The organism is Halorubrum wangae, from assembly GCF_051194135.1.
In the GTDB taxonomy this organism is placed as follows: domain Archaea; phylum Halobacteriota; class Halobacteria; order Halobacteriales; family Haloferacaceae; genus Halorubrum.
This window is the reverse complement of sequence record NZ_JBLZNH010000002.1, coordinates 77,099-92,904: the sequence shown is the minus strand read 5'-3', so window position 1 is coordinate 92,904 and position 15,806 is coordinate 77,099. Positions and strand designations below refer to the sequence as shown.

The 15,806-nt window shown below is 69.3% G+C and carries 15 protein-coding genes and 1 tRNA gene; 6 read left to right on the top strand and 10 right to left on the bottom strand.

The window, feature by feature from the left end:
- Positions 1-18 precede the first annotated feature (18 nt).
- The 3 genes from ACNS84_RS05695 (at position 19) to ACNS84_RS05685 (ending at position 3,970) form a co-directional block, all read left to right on the top strand.
- A complete protein-coding gene (locus tag ACNS84_RS05695) occupies positions 19-612 on the top strand; it encodes a DUF7474 family protein (RefSeq protein WP_435073881.1) in 594 nt (197 codons plus the stop codon).
- An 88-nt stretch (positions 613-700) separates the two neighbouring features.
- Positions 701-2,095 (top strand): MFS transporter, encoded by a 1,395-nt coding sequence (locus ACNS84_RS05690; RefSeq protein ID WP_435073880.1) that lies wholly within the window; start codon positions 701-703, stop codon positions 2,093-2,095.
- An 81-nt stretch (positions 2,096-2,176) separates the two neighbouring features.
- The gene (locus ACNS84_RS05685) at positions 2,177-3,970 is read left to right on the top strand and encodes a histidine kinase N-terminal 7TM domain-containing protein (RefSeq protein WP_435073879.1); all 1,794 of its coding nucleotides are present in this window, start codon (positions 2,177-2,179) and stop codon (positions 3,968-3,970) included.
- Positions 3,971-4,015: 45 nt separating this feature from the next.
- On the opposite strand, the gene ACNS84_RS05680 is transcribed toward ACNS84_RS05685, so the two are convergent.
- The 8 genes from ACNS84_RS05680 to ACNS84_RS05645 form a co-directional block, all read right to left on the bottom strand.
- Positions 4,016-4,759 (bottom strand): DNA polymerase sliding clamp, encoded by a 744-nt coding sequence (locus ACNS84_RS05680; protein WP_435073878.1) that lies wholly within the window; start codon positions 4,757-4,759, stop codon positions 4,016-4,018.
- 61 nt (positions 4,760-4,820) lie between these two features.
- Positions 4,821-5,195, bottom strand: coding sequence for a hypothetical protein (locus ACNS84_RS05675; RefSeq protein ID WP_435073877.1), 375 nt, complete (start codon positions 5,193-5,195; stop codon positions 4,821-4,823).
- Positions 5,196-5,330: 135 nt separating this feature from the next.
- The gene (locus ACNS84_RS05670) at positions 5,331-6,710 is read right to left on the bottom strand and encodes a phosphoglucomutase/phosphomannomutase family protein (RefSeq protein WP_435073876.1); all 1,380 of its coding nucleotides are present in this window, start codon (positions 6,708-6,710) and stop codon (positions 5,331-5,333) included.
- A 196-nt stretch (positions 6,711-6,906) separates the two neighbouring features.
- Positions 6,907-7,449, bottom strand: coding sequence for a KH domain-containing protein (locus ACNS84_RS05665; protein WP_435073875.1), 543 nt, complete (start codon positions 7,447-7,449; stop codon positions 6,907-6,909).
- Between the two features lie 100 nt (positions 7,450-7,549).
- Positions 7,550-8,560: a serine/threonine-protein kinase Rio1 gene (rio1, locus tag ACNS84_RS05660; protein ID WP_435073874.1), complete on the bottom strand. Its 1,011-nt coding sequence runs from the start codon at positions 8,558-8,560 to the stop codon at positions 7,550-7,552.
- 109 nt (positions 8,561-8,669) lie between these two features.
- Positions 8,670-9,212: a Holliday junction resolvase Hjc gene (gene hjc / locus ACNS84_RS05655; protein ID WP_435073873.1), complete on the bottom strand. Its 543-nt coding sequence runs from the start codon at positions 9,210-9,212 to the stop codon at positions 8,670-8,672.
- Between the two features lie 63 nt (positions 9,213-9,275).
- Positions 9,276-9,647, bottom strand: a complete 372-nt coding sequence (locus tag ACNS84_RS05650) for a rhodanese-like domain-containing protein (protein ID WP_435073872.1) — start codon at positions 9,645-9,647, stop codon at positions 9,276-9,278.
- A complete protein-coding gene (locus tag ACNS84_RS05645; RefSeq protein ID WP_435073871.1) occupies positions 9,644-10,174 on the bottom strand; it encodes an NADPH-dependent FMN reductase in 531 nt (176 codons plus the stop codon). The genes ACNS84_RS05650 and ACNS84_RS05645 overlap by 4 nt, the downstream gene beginning before the upstream one ends.
- Positions 10,175-10,446: 272 nt before the next feature.
- Here ACNS84_RS05645 and thsA point away from each other — a divergent pair, with 272 nt between their 5' ends.
- Together thsA and ACNS84_RS05635 are read left to right on the top strand one after the other, a co-directional pair.
- Positions 10,447-12,096, top strand: a complete 1,650-nt coding sequence (gene thsA / locus ACNS84_RS05640; protein ID WP_435074709.1) for a thermosome subunit alpha — start codon at positions 10,447-10,449, stop codon at positions 12,094-12,096.
- Positions 12,097-12,408: 312 nt separating this feature from the next.
- Positions 12,409-13,065, top strand: a complete 657-nt coding sequence (locus ACNS84_RS05635) for a lactate utilization protein (protein ID WP_435073870.1) — start codon at positions 12,409-12,411, stop codon at positions 13,063-13,065.
- Positions 13,066-13,412: 347 nt separating this feature from the next.
- On the opposite strand, the gene ACNS84_RS05630 is transcribed toward ACNS84_RS05635, so the two are convergent.
- Positions 13,413-13,486: transfer RNA gene (locus ACNS84_RS05630), tRNA-Lys, on the bottom strand.
- 113 nt (positions 13,487-13,599) lie between these two features.
- Between ACNS84_RS05630 and ACNS84_RS05625 the strand changes: the two genes are divergently transcribed.
- A complete protein-coding gene (locus ACNS84_RS05625; RefSeq protein WP_435073869.1) occupies positions 13,600-14,934 on the top strand; it encodes a M20/M25/M40 family metallo-hydrolase in 1,335 nt (444 codons plus the stop codon).
- Here ACNS84_RS05625 and ACNS84_RS05620 read toward each other — a convergent pair.
- Positions 14,907-15,575 (bottom strand): DUF7119 family protein, encoded by a 669-nt coding sequence (locus ACNS84_RS05620; protein ID WP_435073868.1) that lies wholly within the window; start codon positions 15,573-15,575, stop codon positions 14,907-14,909. The genes ACNS84_RS05625 and ACNS84_RS05620 overlap by 28 nt on opposite strands.
- Positions 15,576-15,806 lie beyond the last annotated feature (231 nt).

Here is a 15,806-nt window from a genome sequence, read left to right as displayed (position 1 = left end):
GCCGCGCACTCCCACGTAGTGCCGACGTTCCGCTACCCGTGTCCCGGCTGTCGGACGACCAACAGCCTCCACGACGCCGACTGCGACTTCGAGGGCGTGAGCTGGCCGACCATCGAGAAGGCGTACACCGACCTGTTGACCGTCCTCACGGCCGAGGCCGACGGGATGACCGAGTCCACGCTCCGCGAGGCGGTTCACGGCGAGTGGGGCGGGCTCCACAAGGCCGCGCTCGACGCCTTGGAGCGCGAGCAGCGCATCGTCGAGGAGGGCGGTCGGCTTCGACTACTCACCGCCGCGGAGTTCAAGGAACTCGTCTCCGAGCCGACCCGCGACCCCATGCGGACCGTCTACGAGTACGGCTCCGTCCCCGGCTGTCACGACAACGCCGTCTTCGCGATGGTCGCGTGGTACGAGATGGTCGGGCTGTCGTGGCCCGAGACGCGCGAGAACGTCATCGAGTGGCTTCACGAGTCGGGCACGTGGGACCGCGGCGGCTTCGAGGAGTCGACGCCCGAGGAGCTCGTCGACGCCAAGCGCCACGTGTACGACGAGGGGTACGGCTGGAAGGAGAAGGGACAGGCGGCAAAGCGCGTCATCGAGCGTCACCTGTAGTTGTCGAGCGGGGAACGGGCGGTCGAGTTCGCGACTGCGCCGGCCCGCGTGTGACCCATTTTAAGTTGACGCGCGGCCTCTCGCCACCGTGACACACCCGGAGGCCGGACCGGCGTCAACCGACCCGACGGGCGGCGACGACGGTGACGCCACGGTCGCAGGCGACGCCGACCGTCCCCCGGCCGTCGCCAACCCGCGGCGCGCGCTCGCGGTCGTTATCGGCGTCGTGTTCATCGACCTGGTCGGGTTCGGGATCGTGATCCCGATCCTGCCGTTTTACGTCCGGTCGTTCGGCGTCAGCGACGCCTTCATCGGGCTGCTCGCGGCGTCGTACTCGCTGGCCCAGTTCCTCGCAGCGCCCACGCTCGGGCGGCTCTCCGACCGGATCGGGCGGCGTCCAGTCCTCCTCGCGTCGCTCGCGGCCGCCGGCGTCGCGTGGGTGACGTTCGGCTACGCCGGAGTGTCGGGGGCACGCTTCGGCACCGTGGCGGCGTTGGCGACGCTGTTCGCCTCTCGGACGCTCGCCGGGGCGATGGGCGGCAACATCGCCGCCGCGCAGGCGTACGTCGCCGACATCACGCCGCGAGACCGGCGTGCGGGCGCGCTCGGTCTCGTCGGCGCGTCGTTCGCGCTCGGCTTCGTCTTCGGCCCGGCGATCGGGGGGCTGCTCGCAGCCGACCCCGTGGTGGCCCGCGCGGACGCCCTCTTCCCGGCGTTCGTGCCGGCGACCGCGTACTCGCTGCCGAGCTTCGCGGCGGCGGGGATGAGCTTCCTCGCGGTCGCCATCGGCGCGCTCTTCCTCGAGGAGCCGAAGCGGACGCGCCCGGCCGGAGAGCACGCCGGCGGGCAGACCACCGCCATCGGGCAGTTCCGAGAGGCGCTGGCCTCGGCCACCCTCCGACCGCTGACTATCGCGTACTTCGTCGTCGCCGTCGCATTCGCGGGCGTGCAGGTGATGTTCATTCCGTACGTCGCGGACGCGTTCGGCTACGACGCGACGGCCGCGGCGTTCCTCCTCACCTACGTCGGCGTCCTCGGCGCCGTGAATCAGGGCGTGCTCGTCGGCCGGCTCTCGCGGATCATCTCCTCGCGGACGCTCGTCGCGACCGGGGCGGTCGTCCTCGCGGCCGCGCTCGTCGCGATCCCCGCGACCGGCGTCGTCGACCGGAGGGTCGGTGACGTGGCGATCGGCGGACCGGCGTGGCTCACGCTTCCGTTGGTGACGCTGCTCCTCGCGCTCGCGGCGCTATCGCTCGGGAACGCCCTGGTGAACGTCTCGCTCGCGACGCTCGTCTCCGCGTCCGCCGGCGACGAGGAACAGGGGGCCGCCTTCGGGGTGACCCAGGGCGCCTCGAGCCTCGGTCGAACTGTGGGGCCGCCGCTGATGGCGATCCTCTACACCGTCGCCGTCGCGTCGCCGTTTCTCATCGGCGCGCTCCTCCTCGTCCCGGTCGCCGCGGCGTTCCGCCGGGCAGGAGACTGAGCCGGCGACTCCGGCGCGGTGCGGACGCGAACCGCCCCCGCGCGACAGTTTTACCCCATCCGTCGCCGTCGTACTCGACAGATGGCCGTTGACACCGTCCCCGCGTGGCCCGCCGTCGGCTCGATCGCGGGCGGGGCCGGGGCGATCGGCCTCGCGTTGGCGATCCGCGAACACCGGGGACGCCCCGGTGTCGACTGGTTCCTCGGGGTGTTCGCCGCGCAGGCAGTGTGGTGTCTCTCGTACGGCGTCGGCCTCCTCGTCACGGAGCCGTCGCTTCGGGCCGTACTGGAGACGACGATGTGGCTCGGGATCGTCTGGACCGGCGTCGCCTTCCTCGGCTTCGCGCTGGAGTACACGGGCCGGAGCGACGTGGTTCGCGGTCGCCTGTTCGCAACGATCGTCGGTTTCGGGGCGCTCTCGACCGCGCTGCTCGCCACGAACCCGCTCCACGGTGCGTTCTGGACCGAGTTCGGGATCGACCCCGCGTTCGGCGTCGCGACGGTCTCGTACGCGTTCGGCCCGTGGGCGTACGTCGTCGTCGCCGTGGAATCCGTGCTCGTCGCCAGCGCGGTTTTCCTGCTTGTCGACACCCTGCTCAGCTACGGTCCGCTGTACCGGCGCGAGAGCGCAGCGGTCGCGCTGAGCTCGCTGCCGCCCGGGTTCGCGCTCGTCGCGTGGACGCTGGAGATCGGATCGGTGCCGCAGCTCCAGCTCGCGCCCCTCATGTTCGTCCCGCACGTGCTGCTCGACGCGTACGCGTTCAACCGCGCGGAGATGTTCGACCGCTACCCGACCACCAGCCGGGCCGCCGAGCGCACCGCGATCGACGACCTCGCCGATCCGATCGTCGCGCTCGCGCTCGACCGGACCGTGGTCCGTCTCAACCCCGCGGCCGGGGCATTGCTCGGCGTCGACGCCGAGACCGCTCGGAATCGCCCGCTCGATGCGTTCCTCGACCGCTCGATCGGCGTGAACGAGAATCCCGACGACGGGCGGTCCCGCGAGACGATCGAGGTCGAATCCCGAGACGGTGCGGAGCGTCGCACGTACGCGGTGTCGGCCTCGCCGTTAACCGATCCGAGCGGAACGCACGTCGGCTACACGGTCGTCTTCTCGGACGTGACGGAGCGCGAGCGCCGACGCCAACAGTTGGAGGTGCTGAACCGCGTCCTCCGACACAACCTGCGTAACGACGCCGGCGTCGTCCACGGCTACGGTGAACTGCTCGTCGAGCGACTGGACGACCCCGATCTGGCGCGGATGGCCGACGCAATCGAGCGTCGATCCGGCGCGCTGGCCGCGCTCGGCGAGAAGGCCGGCACCGTCGAGCGACTCCTCTCCGACGGCGAGGCGAGCGCGGTCGCGGTCGACGAACTCGTCGAGAACGTCGCCGCCGACGCCCGCGGAGGCGAGCAAAGAGGATCCGTCGACGTGGATATCGAGCGAGAGGCCGGACGCGGCGAGGGGGACTGGACCACCCGCGTCAGGGCCGACGCTCTCCGCGCGGTCGTCGAGAACACCGTCGAGAACGCGCTCGTCCACCACGACGGCGAGGGCGTCGAGCGCGCGGACGGTGGCCCGTGGGTCCGGGCGTCGCTCCGGCGAGAAGCCGACGGAAGCGACGCCGACGGCGACCGTCCCGCCCGGTTCGTCCTCACCGTGGCTGACGACGGGCCCGGCATCCCGGACCACGAGACAGCGGCCGTCGAGTCGGGGCAGGAAACGGCGCTCGAACACGGCTCCGGGCTGGGGCTGTGGGTGGTTGCGTGGGGTGCCGCCGCGGTCGGGGCGGACGTCGACTACGACGAGCGAGAGCCGCGCGGGACCGTGGTGACGGTGTCGATTCCGGTCGTAAACGGAGACGCGAGTCGGTGAGAAGTCCTGTCGAGAACTGCTCGGAGGGCGCCGTAATCGGCTGTTTCAGTCGCTCTGGATCCGCGGAGCGAGCATGAACGTCACGTTGCCGAGCCCCTCTGCGAAGCCGTAGTGGAGTTTGACGGGGAACTCCTCGCCGAGTTCGATGGTGACCTCGGCGTCGCCGGGGATGGCCTTGTTCATGTCCTTCAGGTAGTCGAGGCTGAACAGCGAGTCGGCGGGACCGGCGGTGAGCGCGATCAGGTCCTCGCGGGTGAGTTCGAGGTCGACGTCGTCGGTGTCGCCCTCGGCCTCGATGAAGAACGCTTCGTCGGCCTCATCGACGCGGAGGCGGATGTGGTCGGAGACCATGTCGGCGGCCTTGATCCCGCGGTCGATCTGAGCGCCCTCGACGACGATTTCGGCGGCCAGGTCGAGGTCCGGGATGTCCGGCTCCTGCCGGATGGAGTCGGGGTCGATGAGCGCGAGCGTGTACGAGAGCCCGTCGATCTCGATGTGGAGCTTGCGCGTCTCCTCGTCGAGTTCGAGGTGGATCAGGTCGCCGGATTTGGCCATGCCGGCGATGTCTTCGAGGCGGGCGAGGTTGACGCCGATGACGCCGCCGTCGGCCTCGTACGACTCGAATGCCGCGGCTTCGAGCGTGAGGTCGACCATGCCCACGTTGGCGGGGTCGACGGCGCGGATCGAGAGCTCCTCCTCGTTCAGGCGGATCTTACACTCGTCGACCAGCACGCTCACCGAATCGAGCGCGTCCTGAAACGTCGACGCGCCCACGATGGCCTTGAACATATACGTTTGGCTAAGGCGGTATCACCTAAAAAGGCACCCAATCGCACCGCCACGGAAACGCTCAAAGCGACCGGATGAGACGGGCGACGACGACCGCGAGCGTCACCAGCGCCCGCCACAGTCGGAGCCGCTCGAGCCGGTACGCGAGGGGGTCGTCTGTGGGGTCGTTTCCGTCCGAATCGTTGTCCGAGTCGTCGTCCGGGTCGCCGTCGCTCGACGGCGTTCTGGGGGCGTCTTCAGATGGCGGACTCACAGCCTCGTTGGGTGGGTCCACCCCGTCTCGGGTCCGTGGCGGGACCGACCCGGTCGCGGGCGGTCGGCCGTCGGGTCGTCGTTGGCTATCTGTCGGTTCGGGTTCGGTGCCGTCGGTCGGTCCGTGACCGGAGTCGGGCGCCGGTTCGTTCGTCGTCGAGCGCGCAGGCGACTCGTCGTGCATGGGTATCGCGGCCGGAGGGCGGCCGCACACGACGGTACGGGGTTAATTTATAAATATTCGAGCCGAATGCAAAGTGGAACTGAAAGTCGTCGCCGGCGGGTCACGACGAGCCGACCCGCTCCGGGTCGGCCGCGATCAGATCAGCGGTTCGACGATCTCGCGGCCCTCCGCGAGCAGTTCGTCGACCGCAGCGCCGCTGTCGGCCTCGGCGTACACTCGGAGCTTCGGCTCCGTGCCGGAGGGGCGCACGAGCAGCCACGAGCCGTTCTCTAAGAGGAGTTTGAACCCGTCGAGCGTGACGACTTTCGCGACGGGGGAGCCGCGGACCGACTCGGGGATGTGATCCTCTAGTTCGTCGAGGACGCCCTCCTTCCGGTCGTCCGGGCAGTCGAGCGACACCTTGCCGGCCGCGATCCGTCCGTACTCGTCGAGCAGGCCGTCCACCCGCTCGTCGAACGGCTCCGCGGCGTGGGTCCCGGCGGCGAGCAACGCCATCAGCACCCCGTCCTTCTCCCGGACGTGCCCGCGGAGGGTGAACCCGCCCGACTCCTCGCCGCCGAACAGCGCGTCGTGCTCGCCCATCGCCTCGGCGACCCACTTGAAGCCGACCGGGGTCTCGTACACCTCCTCGCCGTGCGCCTCCGCGATCCGGTCGACGAGGAACGTCGTCGAGACGGTCCTGACGGCGGGGCCGGAGTCGTCTTCGAGGAGGCGGTCGTAGGTGGCGGCGTAAAAGAGGTTAGCGTCGAGCACGCCGCGGTCGGGCGTGACGACCGCGATCCGGTCGGCGTCGCCGTCGTTGGCGATCCCCAGATCGACGTCGCTGTCGGGGTCGGTGACGCGAGCGGCCAGTTCCTCGAGGTGCTCGGCGCTCGGCTCGGGCGAATCACCCCCGAACGTCACGTCGCGCTCGCAGCGCAGTCGGACGACCTCGGCGCCGGCGGACTCGAGGAGCGCGTCGGTGACGCCGCGCCCGCTCCCGTGCATCGCGTCGTACGCGACCGTGAGCCCGTCGAGGTCGGTGCCGACGAGGTCGCGAGCCGCGTCAGCGTGAGCGCTCACGAGGTCGACCCGGGAAATCTCGCCGCGCTCGGCCTCGGGGAGCAGATCCGGCTCTGCGAGCCTGTCGACCACGTCCTCGGTGACGTCCGGGAGCGCGGGCGCGCCGTCGTGCGGGATGAACTTCACGCCGTTGTACTCGGGCGGGTTGTGCGAGGCGGTGACCATGCAGGCGCCGGCGAGCCCGCGGTCGACGATGGCGTACGCGATAACGGGGGTCGGCGCGTCGCGCTCGGGAAGGATGACGTCGAAGCCGTTGCCGGCGAGCACCTCGGCGAGGCTCTCGGCGAACCCCTCCGAGGTCTCGCGGGCGTCGTAGCCGACCGCGACCGGCTCGTCGTGCCCCGCCGCATCGAGGTGGTCGGCGATAGCCTGCCCCACGATCCGCACGCGCTCGTCGGTGAACGTGTCGAGCGTCGCCCGCCAGCCGTCGGTGCCGAAGGAAATCTGCTCCATACCTCCCACGTCGGCGGCCGGGACAATAATGCCCGGTGCCGCTCGCGATCCTTGCGCGGGCGCATCGGAGGCGAAGGAACGAGACGTAGTGAGCGGAGGGAGAGACAACGGCGTACGGGCTGGGAGAATGCGGACGGCGGCGACTGCGACGGCGAGCGATCAACGGAACTCGACCTCGAAGTCTGGCGACTCGCCGTTACCCCGGCGCGTTGAAGCTGACGTCGTCGTCGAGTTCGTTCGACATGCGCTCTAAGTACGAGTACACCGCGCCGTGAGGCGCCCCGTCCAGCAGCATCCCGACCGCCCGACGGACGACTTCCAGCTCCTCGGGCTGCCCGACCGCGCCCACCGTCGACCCGTAGACGACGACGTTCGCGCCGGATAGCTCCTCCAGTAGCTCTCGGGTGCGGCCGTTCTCGCCGATGATCCGACCCTTCTTGCGCTGGAGGTCGTTGTCGTTGCGGGTGTGCTCCGAGAGGTCGATGAGGTCGAACGTCCGGAGGTCGTGGTCGAGGATCGACAGCGCCGTCTCCGGCGTGAACCCCCGCCCGATCGCTTTGATGACGTCCGGTGCCACCATCGCGGCGACCGGGTCGTCGCGCTCCTCGATGGCGACGCTGCCCGACTCCGAGTCGACGTCGAGCCGCACGTTCGCTCGCTCCTCGATCTCTCGCATCGTCTCACCGCCGGCGCCGATGACGACGCCGATACGGTCCTGCGGAACCGTCACGTGTTGCATACGCTGAGATACCCGGCCAAGCCTTTTAAACGTGTTCCGGCGGCTCCGGGTGTGCGGTCCTGTGACGGGGATACTCGGCGGCTCGGGCGCCCGCCACGGTCTATTCGTCGGGCGTTTCGGTCGACGCCGCGTCCGGGTTCGGGTCCGAGTCCGGCTCCTCGCTCGACGCCGCGTCCGGGTTCGGTTCTGAGTCCGGCTCCTCGCTCGACTCCGGCTCCGTCACGTACGCGCGGAGGTCGGCGGGGTCGACGTCGATCCCTTCCCGGGTGAAGAAGGTCGCCACGTTCTCACAGTCGCGTGCGAGGAACTCGCCTGCGTTGGGGTGATGAACGGTCACCGCCTGCCCCAGATCGATGATCACCAGTTCGCCGTCGTGGATGATCATGTTGTACTCGGAGAGGTCGCCGTGGATCAGCCCGGCGCGGTAGAGCCGGCGCATGTACTCACGGACGACCTCGTAGGCGGTCTCGGGGTTCTCCACGTCGACCTCGTTGAGCCGCCGGGCGCGTTCGTCGGCGTGACCGACCAGTTCCATCACGAGGACGTTCCGCTGGACAGCGATGGGCTCCGGGACGCGCACACCGGCCTTGCGCGCACGTTTGAGGTTCGCGAACTCCTTGCGCGTCCACGCCAGCACGACCGCCTTCTTGTCGCTCGCGATTCCCTCGAACCGGGGGTCGCCCTCGAGGTAGTCGCGCATCTGCCGGAAGTTCGAGGAGTTGATCCGGTACACCTTCACGGCCACCTCGCGCTCCGGGGTGACGCCCTCCGGACCGCCGCCCGCGGCCGCGGAGCCGGGTTCCGGTCGCTCGCCCGCCTGCCCGCCGAGCGCCTCGAAGACGCTCGCTTCCTTCCCGGTCGACACCGGGCCGCCGAAGGCGTCGATGTAGCCGTCCTGCACGAGTTTGTAGAGGGCAGCCAGCGTCGCGTCGTCGAACACCGATTCCTGGAGTTTGAACTGCTCGGTGTCTTTGATCCGCTTGCGGAACTCGTCGAACTCCCGGTCCTGCCGGCGGGCGATCCGGTCCGCCTCAGTCTCTGAGACGTCCAGTTTCTCCCACTCGTCTCCGGGCTGATCGTCGGGCTCAAGCAGGACGAACTCCTCGCTCATTCGGTTGAAGTTCGACGCCGCGACGGATAAGCAGGCGGGTCCGACGGCGCCGATTCGAGCGCGAGTCGCCGCGTCCGGTTCGGTCGCGGTCGTGAAAGATGTCGGCCGTTCACAGCACGTCGAGCGCGTCCTCGACCGGCATGTGCCCGTCGCGGACCGCCTCCAGCACCCCGCGGCGCTCCGCCGTCTCGGGGTCGACTCCGTCGTCGCCGTCGGCGCCCACCTCGTCGAGGGTCACCTTCTCCGTCTCGCCGACGAACTCGGGGAAGTCGGTGCCGTCGGCGAGCGCTTTCTCCTTTTTCACCCGGTACGACCCGGCGTCGGTGGTGTAGAGGTCGCCGGGGTGGAAGAAGTACCAGTCCTCGCGGTCGAACCGCACCGCGATCCGCGCCTTCGCGCCGAAGTTTTGCGCGAAGAACAGCAGCGCCTCCACCTCCTCGCCGGTGAGGTAGATCGGGTCGCCCGCGCTCGACTTCGCCTCGATGGCGTAGAACGTCTCGCCGTCGCCGGCGAGCACGTCGGGGAGTTCCCGCTCCGTGGCCGACCCGCTCGCCGGCGCGCGCATCACGGCGAAGCCCGCCTCGTCGAGGGCGTTCACGAGTTCGCGCTCGCGACGGTCGCCCTTCCGGTTAGCGGACACGGTCGTCGTCACCCGGTTCTGTCATACGCGCCGTAGGAGCGAGGCGGTCAAAAGGGCGGCGGGTCGGCGTCCCGGTCACCCGCGGAGTCGCCACCACAGCGAGCGGAGTCGGTAGCCGAGCGAGTTCCGCTCGTACCCGTTCCACCCGCTCATCCCGCCCGCGAGCGTCGACGCTTCGTACCCCGCGTCGTCGAGCACGCGTGTCGCTCGTTTGGCGACGATCCCCATCTTGCAGACGGTGACTATCTCCCGGTCGTCGGGCAGTTCGCCGAGCCTATCGCGGAGGGCCGACTCGTCGCCGGCCCGGAGCGCGTCGTACACGGGGACGTTTCGACTCGCGTCGATCGCACCGTTCGCGTACGCCGACTCGGGGCGGATGTCCAACACGAACGGTTCGTCGTCGGTCCCGAGGCGCTCGCTCAGTTCGGCGGGGAGAATGCGGCTCATCGGCGCAGCCGCTCCGCGTGCTCGACGACGACCCGGGCCAACTGCTCCGTGCGCTTTCGGAGGTCATCGTCCGCGATTCCCGACCCGTCGACCACCGACGAGGCGCCCCGGATGCCGACCTCGTGGGGCACGGTCCACGCGTGGACGTTCCGGAACGTCGCCCGCAGATGTTCGAGAGTGCCGCCGTACGAGCCCCCGCCGGCGGTCGCCAACAGGCCGACCGCGGTGTACTCGTACTCCGTCGACCCGCAGAAGTCGTGGAAGTTCTTGAACGTCGAAGAGTAGGAGCCGTGGTAAACGGGCGTGCCGACGAGCACGCCGTCGGCCTCGCGCACCCGCCGTTTCAGCGCCTCGCTGTCGCCCTGTGCGTCCTCGTCGGGGTGGTACAGCGGGAGGTCGACCGCGCCCAGATCGATCATATCGGTCTCGGCGCCGGCGTCGGCCGCGGCGTCGAGCGCGACCGACAGGGCGGCCCGCGTGGTGCTGTCCGCGTGCCGGCTGCCGGAGATCGCGACGATTCGAGTCATACCCCCAATTCAGAGCCATCGGCAGAAAACAGACGCGATCGACGGGAATCGAGGGGGATCGAGGCGCATCGAGAACGGGAGTTCGAGCGTCTCGGCCGCGACCGACGCCGGCGACGGTGGGGGTATATAAACACCCATGAGAATGAGCAACACACCACTTGTCTTCCGGCCACCGTGTTGCGGTTTCCCATGCACTGAGCGGAAGGTTTATATAGAATCACAAACAATCAATGGCTGTAATGTCACAGCGCCAGCGGATGGGCAATCAGCCCATGATCGTACTTTCCGAGGAGTCACAGCGAACATCCGGAAAGGACGCTCAGAACATGAACATCACGGCCGGCAAGGCGGTCGCGGAGTCCGTCCGCACCACGCTCGGCCCGAAAGGGATGGACAAGATGCTCGTCGACTCCGGCGGATCGGTCGTCGTCACGAACGACGGCGTCACGATTCTGAAGGAGATGGACATCGATCACCCGGCGGCCAACATGATCGTCGAGGTCTCCGAGACGCAGGAGGAGGAGGTCGGCGACGGCACCACCTCCGCCGTCGTCGTCGCCGGTGAGCTCCTCGATCAGGCCGAGGAGCTCCTCGACCAGGACATCCACGCGACGACCCTCGCACAGGGGTACCGTCAGGCCGCCGAGAAGGCCAAGGAGATCCTCGAGGAGGAGGCCATCGAGGTCTCCGAGGACGACTACGACACGCTCGTCGAGATCGCCCAGACGGCGATGACCGGCAAGGGCGCCGAGAACGCGAAGGACATCCTCGCGGAGCTCGTCGTCGACGCCGTCATCGCTGTTAAGGACGACGACGGCATCGACACGGAGAACGTCTCCGTCGAGAAGGTCGTCGGCAGCTCGATCGACCAGTCCGAGCTCGTCGAGGGCGTCATCGTCGACAAGGAGCGCGTCGACGAGAACATGCCCTTCGCCGTCGAGGACGCGAACGTGGCCCTGTTCGACGGCGCCATCGAAGTCAAGGAGACGGAAATCGACGCCGAAGTCAACGTCACCGACCCCGACCAGCTCCAGCAGTTCCTCGACCAGGAGGAAGCGCAGCTTCGCGAGATGGTCGACCACCTCGTCGACATCGGCGCCGACGTCGTCTTCGTCGGTGACGGCATCGACGACATGGCGCAGCACTACCTCGCGCAGGAGGGCATCCTCGCCGTCCGCCGCGCGAAGTCCGGTGACCTCAAACGCCTCGCCCGCGCGACCGGCGGCCGCGTCGTCTCCAACCTCGACGACATCGAGTCGGACGACCTCGGCTTCGCCGGCTCCGTCGCCCAGAAGGACATCGGCGGCGACGAGCGCATCTTCGTCGAGGACGTCGAAGAGGCGAAGTCCGTCACCCTCATCCTCCGCGGCGGCACCGAACACGTCGTCGACGAGGTCGAGCGCGCCATCGAGGACTCGCTCGGCGTCGTCCGTACGACGCTGCTCGACGGGCAGGTCCTGCCCGGCGGCGGCGCCCCCGAGGCCGAGCTCGCACTGCAGCTCCGCGACTTCGCCGACTCCGTCGGCGGCCGCGAGCAGCTCGCCGTCGAGGCGTTCGCCGACGCGCTGGAAGTCATCCCGCGCACCCTCGCCGAGAACGCTGGGCTCGACCCCATCGACTCGCTCGTCGACCTCCGCGCTCGCCACGACGCTGGCGAGTTCGGCGCCGGTCTCGACGCCTACACGGGCGACGTGATCGACATGGAGGCCGAGGGCGTCGTGGAGCCGCTCCGCGTCAAGACCCAGGCCATCGAGTCCGCTACCGAGGCGGCCGTCATGATCCTGCGCATCGACGACGTCATCGCAGCCGGCGACCTCAAGGGCGGCGGCTCCGACGACGGCGGCGACGAGGGCGGCCCCGGCGGCGCGCCCGGCGGCATGGGCGGCATGGGCGGCATGGGCGGCATGGGCGGTGCGATGTGAGCTTCGCGTAGGCCACACCACACACCCAACACCGACCGCCGACCGCCGAACCGATCCGCCGATCAACATCGATCGTCGCGCCCCTCGCGGGCCCGACGACGCGCGCTTTTTATGACCGACCGACCGCGTAGCCGATGGCTCACCGTTGACGGGCGCCAAGTAGTCGTCCCGGCGACACGACGATAACACCGGTGTAACCACCCGACACGAGTGTTCGCGAGCCGTTAAGTGTCGGCCACGCGTTTACTTAGTCCACGAGGCGTGGACGCCGTGAGCGCGCGGTTCGGCGTGTCCCGTCCGATTTGATATATAATGTCACAGCAGAAAGCAGACTACGTAGACGACGCCGAGATAGACGACTCACTGGATCAGCTACCCGACGACGAGACGCTCGACGAGACGGTCGCGAACCTCGAAGCCAACGGGTTCGACGTCGTCGTCGTCGACTCCGCCGCGGAGGCGCTGACGGCGGTCGAAGCGCAGATCCCTGCGGGCGTGTCCGTGATGAACGGCCACTCGACGACGCTCGAAGAGATCGGCTTTGAGGAGCTCCTGAGCGAGGGGGACCACGAGTGGGAGAGCCTCCCGGACGAAATCTGGAGCATCGACGACGACGCCGAGCGACAGGACGCACGCCGACAGTCGCAGACGGCCGACTACTTCCTCGGCGGCATCAACGCGATTGCCCAGACGGGCGAGCTCGTCGCCGCCGACCTCTCCGGGAGCCGCATCGGAGCGTATCCGTTCGCCGCCGGCAACGTGGTCATCGTCAGCGGCGCGAACAAGATCGTTCCCACGCTCGACGACGCGTTCGACCGGCTGGAGTCGGTCGCGTACCCGCTGGAGAACGAGCGCGCACAGGAGGCGTACGGGGTCGAATCGGCGGTCGCGAAACAGCTCGTCTACCGGCGCGAGACGGAGGACGGTCGGACGACGATCGTGCTCGTTCGCGAGCAGCTCGGGTACTGAACGGCCGGCGCAGTTTCGACGGCGGCGTCACTCTCGATTTCTTTATACGTCCCGTGAGCGCCGCCGCCGCTTACGGAGTACTCTCGTCGGTCGCAAGAAAACGGGCCGGGAGGGATTCGAACCGGAGCTAGAGGTTCCTGCTCGCTTCGCTGCGCGGGCTGCCTCTAGCAGGGTTCGAACCCTCCCTCAGCACAACACCGTCGCTCGCGATAGTGCTCGCGGCGGTACAGCGGGCCGGGAGGGATTCGAACCACGCCCAGACGTGCTCGCTCACTTCGTTCGCTGCGCGCGACTGGTCTCCTCGAATCCCCCTGGCGTTTTCACTGCTCCCGTTGGTCGCAAGAAAACGGGCCGGGAGGGATTCGAACCCCCGACCGTCCGGTTAAAAGCCGGACGCTCTCCCTAACTGAGCTACCGGCCCAGACACGAATCGGTACGGACAGACCACGGATAAACGTTTAGAAACCACCCGCGGGGAGGGCCGTTGCTCGGCGGACCCGAAACGGTTTCCGGGCCGGTACCGTCGCCGCGAGCATGGACTTCGACATGCGCGCGTTCGCCGCCGACCTCTGTCGGTTCGCCTCCACCGCCGGCGAGGAGGCGGCCGCGACCGACTTCGTCGAGGGACGCCTCGATGACCTCGGCTTCGAGACGTACGTGTGGGACGCCGATCCCGACCGACTCGCCGACCACCCCTCCTTTCCGGACGACCTCGACGCCAGCGACGTGACTGGACGACGGAGCGTCGGCGGCGTGCTCGCGCTGGGCGGCGCGAGCGCGGCGGATGACGAAACGGGCGACTCCGCGAACGAGACGCCGACGGTCGTGTTGAACGGCCACATCGACGTGGTCCCGGCAGAGCCCGCGGAGTGGTCGAGCGACCCCTTCGAACCGGAGTGGGACGACGCGGGTGCCGACGACGGCGGCGAGACCCTCACCGCCCGCGGCGCGGCGGACATGAAGTCGGGGGTCGCGGCGTGCGTGGGCGCGGCGGTCGACGTTCGGGAGTCGGTCGCGGCCGGCGACCTCGACCTGCCGCCGGGCGGGCTCCGCGTCGTCGTCGAGGCGGTCGCGGGCGAGGAGGACGGCGGATACGGAGCGGCGACCGCGGCGCTCTCGAACCCCTACCCCTTCGAACGCGACGCGGCAATCGTGGCGGAGCCGACCGAGCTACGTCCCGTCGTCGCCACCGAGGGGTCGCTGATGGCGCGGTTGGAGCTGAGCGGGCGGAGCGCGCACGCCGCCACGCGCTGGCGCGGCGAGGACGTCCTCCCGCGGTTCGAGGCGATCCGAGGCGCGTTCATGGACTTGGAGACGGAGCGGGGCGAGGCGGTCGATCACCCCTTATACGCGGAGTTCCCGGTCCCGTGGCCGGTGGTCTGCGGGACCGTCGAGGCCGGGTCGTGGGCGTCGACGGTGCCGGCGACGCTCACGGCCGAGTTCCGGATCGGCGTCGCACCGGGAGAAACGGTCGACGAGGTGGAGGCGGCGTTCCGCGAGCGACTCGCCGATGTCGTCGCCGAGGACCCGTGGCTGCGCGAGCATCCGCCGTCGTTCGAGCGCTTCTCCGTGCAGTTCGAGGGGAGCGAGGTCGCCGTCGACGAGCCGATCGTCGAAGCGGCGCGGGCGGGACTCGTCGACGCCGGCCTCCCGAACCCGGAGCCGACCGGGGCGACCTACGGCGCCGACTCCAGACACTACGTCGCGGCGGGGATCCCGACCGTGTTGTTGGGGCCAGGGACCATCACGGAGGCGCACTATCCGGATGAAACGATCGCGTGGGGGGAAGTCGAGCGGGGACGGGCGGCGATCGCGGCCGCAGTCGGTCAGTTCGCCGAGCGCTACGGGGACTCGTCGGCAGCGAAGTAGTCGTCGAGCGCCTCGGCGACGAGCGCGCCGGGCTCGACGTTTTGATTCGAGGCGCGTCGGCGGAGCTCCACGTACGTGTCGAGCGGGAGCTGGAGGCCGACGTGGCCGAGTTCGACGCCCGCCTCGCGGACCGCGGTCTCGATATCGGTGCCGTCGTTGACGGCGGACGCGATGGACCGCACCTCGCGCACGGTGAGGTCGCCGTCGATGGCCGCCCACGCGAGCAGGTACCGGTCGGTACCGCCGAGGCGCGCGACGTGTTTCGCCGCGCTCGGCGCGATCCGACCGCTCGCGACTTGACGGCGGATCGCCCGTGGGAGGTCGTGGACGCGCGCCCACTTGCGGATAAACGCCACGGAGACGCCGTCTCCAGCGCGCTCGGCCGCCGTCTTGTACGAACCGACGCCGCGAACGAGCGCGGCGCAGGCGGCCGCGCCTCGCAGCATGAGCACGTTGTCCTCGTCGCCGACGTCGCCGGCCGCGAAGCGGGCCACCGTCTCGGCCGCCTCGGCGACGCTCTCTGGATCGTCGGGGTCGAAACCGACCGCCTCCGCGGCCCGCTCGCCCGTCACCTCGGGGTCGGCCCGAACGACGGGCTCGCCGACCGGAGAGCGGCGGTCCGCGCGGGAATCCTCGGTCATACGATTACCTTCGGGTGTACGTATATAAGCGGCCGGCACCGGGGCAGGATTCGCTCACGACCGGGACGCGCGGCGAGGAACCGGGAGACGGCCGACAGCGACCTCGAGCGGACGATAAGCGCTCTACGACAGCGAGTTAGGTATAAATAGATCCCGAGACGGCGTCTCCATTATTTATAAACGAACGGTGGCGCGTGCCGACGAGTCGTCCACCGGGCGCGAGTTGCACGC